Genomic DNA, 3121 nt, shown 5'->3' with positions numbered 1-3121 from the left:
ATCACCCGCTTCAGATAATCAAGGAGCTTCTTCTCATCCGCCATTGCGACCTCATTAATCAAATTGTCGGGTGAGGGGGCGTGATTCGCCGGCTACTTTTCTCCGAGCTCGTCGTCGATGAGGGCAAGTACCTCATCACGCGTCGCGGATTCGAGCTCAAGATCATCGATGGCATCCTCCGTGGTGCTCTGCGCTTCCCCGCACTTCCTCAGCAGGGCCCGAAGACACTCCACGACTCCTGAGCGCTCCAGTTCAGCCTGGGAGAGCGCTGAGATGGCCGCTTCCAATCTCTCGAGTTCGGCGGCTAGCGGCACGGCCGACGCCGTACCGTCTGCGACGATCTCCGACTGCAGGTACTTCGCCAGAGCTGTGGCGGTGGGATAGTCGAACACCACCGTCGCCGACAGCCGCACTCCGACCGCAGCGCCGAGACGATTACGCAGTTCGACCGCAGTGAGCGAATCGAATCCGAATTCCTGGAAAGCGCGGTCGGGGTCGATCGTGTTGGGGCCCGCGTGCCCCAGGACGGTGGCGGCGTGCTCGCGGACCAAGGCCAGCAATACGTCCTGTTGCTCCCGGCGCGGCAGGCCGGGCATGCGCCGCACCAGATCTGGCGCCTGCCCGGTGGTGGAAGGCTCCACAGCACGACGCATGGGTGCGGGGGCCAGGCTGCGCAGCAGTGCCGGGACCTCGTCGGTGCGGGCGCGCAGTGCCGCCGCCTCCACCCGCAGCGGCACCACCACCGCCTTATCGACGCCCACCCCGGCGCTAAACGACGCCAACCCCTCACTCACCGACAACGCCGGCAGCCCTTGGCGCCGCATCCGCTCCAGGTCGGCCGCACTCAACTGCGCGCTCAACCCCGTATCGGCCTGCCACAATCCAAACGCCAACGAGGTTGCCGGCAACCCACGGATACGCCGATGCTGAGCCAGCGCGTCCAAGAACACGTTCGCCGCCGCGTAATTCGCCTGCCCAGCCGGGAGGACCAAGCCCCCCGCGGACGACACCAGCGCGAACAGACCAAGATCACTTTGCGCGGTCAGTTCGTGCAAGGACCACGCCGCATCCGCCTTCGGACGCAGCACCGCGTCCAGGCTCTCCGGCGTCACCGACTCCACCAGCCCGTTGTCGGCCACCCCGGCCGCATGCACCACCCCGGTCAGCGGGTGCTCCGCAGGAATGCCCGCCAACAACGCAGCCAGCGCGTCATGATCTGCCACATCACAGGCCTGCACAGAAACTCGGGCCCCAAGCTCCACCAGCTCAGACCGAAGATCCTCCGCCCCGGGCGCCTCACCCCCTCGGCGGCTGGCCAGCAACAGATGCCGCACCCCGTGTTCGACCACCAAATGCCGCGCCAGCAACGCCCCCAGCCCGCTCGGGCCCCCGGTGACCACCACCGTGCCCTCCGGATCCAGCACTGGCCAGCCCTCGCTTGCCGACCTCTCCTGCCGACGGAGCCGCGGCACCACCACCTGGCTGTCCCGTACCGCCGCTTCGGGTTCCCCTGAGGCCACCACCCGCGCCAGGAGATCGGCGGCCTCCTCGCCTTCGGCTTTCTCCTCGATATCGACCAGCACGAGCCGGCCCGGATTCTCCGCTTGCGCCGCACGCACCAGTCCCCACACCGACGCCTGCGCCAGGTCCACATCCGCACCATCCGAGGTCGCGACTGCGCCCCGCGTCACCACCACCAACCGCGATGACGCGAGCCGCTCATCCCCCAACCACGCCTGCACCACCCCCAGCACCGCACCGGCCACCGCACGCACCCCGGCGCCGACCTCTCCGCCCGCCGGCGGGCAGGGCGCCACCGCCACATCGGGCACCGGAGCGTCCGCGTTCACCGCCTCCACCAAGGAAGCCACATCCGCAAACACCGGGACCCCGGCCCCCACCCCGAGACCACCGGAACCCAGCACGGCCCACCGCTCTCCACCCGCAGCCACCGGCCCCGCCTCGGCCACCGGTTCCCACTCGATCCCGAACAACGACCCCTGGCCATCATCGGTAACAGCACCGATCTGATCAGCCGACACCGACCGCGTCACCAGCGACTCCACGGACAGCACCGGCCGCCCCACACCATCGGCGACCGCCAGGGCAAGGCTCCCCGGAGTCGGCTGCGTGATCCGTACCCGCAACTCATCGGCGCCGCCCGCATGCAGGGACACCCCGCTCCACACGAAGGGAGAACCGTTTCAGCGCCCTCGAACCCGTCGTCCAGAGCCTCATGTACCGCGGCGTCCAGCAACGCGGGGTGCAGCCCGAACCGCCCGGCGTCGGCCCGCGCCTGCTCCGACAGGGCCACTTCGGCGAACAGCTCCTCCCCACGCCTCCACGCCGCACGCAGCCCCTGGAACACCGGTCCGTACGTGTACCCACGCTCAAGCAGGCGCTCGTACACGCCCTCCACCCCTACAGACACTGCTCCCTGCGGTGGCCACTCGCCCCAGTCGAACGAGGACGTCAAGGAACCAGCGGCGAATACTCCTTCGGCGTGCAGGACCCACGCCGCATCGACCGCGTCCTCGGCACGGGAATGCACGCTCACGGTTCGAGCACCCGACTCGTCAGACGCCGCCACTGCCACCCGCACCCGTGTCCCCCCATGCTGCGGCAGCACCAACGGCGCCCGGAGCGTCAACTCCTCAATCCGGTCACACCCCACCTCATCACCGGCCCGCAGTGCCAGCTCCACGAACGCGGTCCCCGGCAACAGCACCCGGCCCAGCACATCGTGATCGGCCAACCACGGCTGGGTCTCAACCGACAGCCGGCCGGTCAACACCACCCCGTCCGAATCCAGCGAGGCCACCACCGCCCCCAGCAACGGATGCCCCGCCGAATCCAACCCCATCGAAGTGGCGTCCGCGCCCGTCGCCTGTTCCTGTAGCCAGTAGCGTTGGCGTTGGAAGGCGTAGGTGGGCAGCTCCACCCGAGACGCACCACGCCCGGCGAAAAACGCCGACCAATCCACCCCCACACCCCGCACATAGGCCGCGGCCATCCCCAAAACCAGCTCACGCTCCTCCACACCACCCCCGCGCAACATCGGCACAAAAGCAACACCGGCCTCACCGGAAACACAGTCAGCCCCCACAGCGCACAAGGCCCC

2 protein-coding genes are annotated in these 3121 nt (G+C 68.8%); both read right to left on the bottom strand.

All coding sequences use genetic code 11. The annotated features are described in order from the left end of the window. Window positions 1–92 precede the first annotated feature (92 nt). Window positions 93–1871, bottom strand: coding sequence for a type I polyketide synthase (locus VS93_RS32305; protein WP_394298852.1), 1779 nt, complete (start codon window positions 1869–1871; stop codon window positions 93–95). Between the two features lie 179 nt (window positions 1872–2050). Next, entirely contained in the window at window positions 2051–3040 is a 990-nt protein-coding gene (locus VS93_RS32295; protein WP_162231721.1) for a polyketide synthase dehydratase domain-containing protein, read from the bottom strand. Between the last annotated feature and the right edge of the window lie 81 nt (window positions 3041–3121).

Origin of the sequence: Allosalinactinospora lopnorensis (assembly GCF_000981225.1) — a bacterium.
In the GTDB taxonomy this organism is placed as follows: Bacteria; Actinomycetota; Actinomycetes; order Streptosporangiales; family Streptosporangiaceae; genus Allosalinactinospora; species Allosalinactinospora lopnorensis.
The sequence above is the reverse complement of the archived record's forward strand: the minus strand, read 5'-3'. Positions and strand labels throughout refer to the sequence as shown.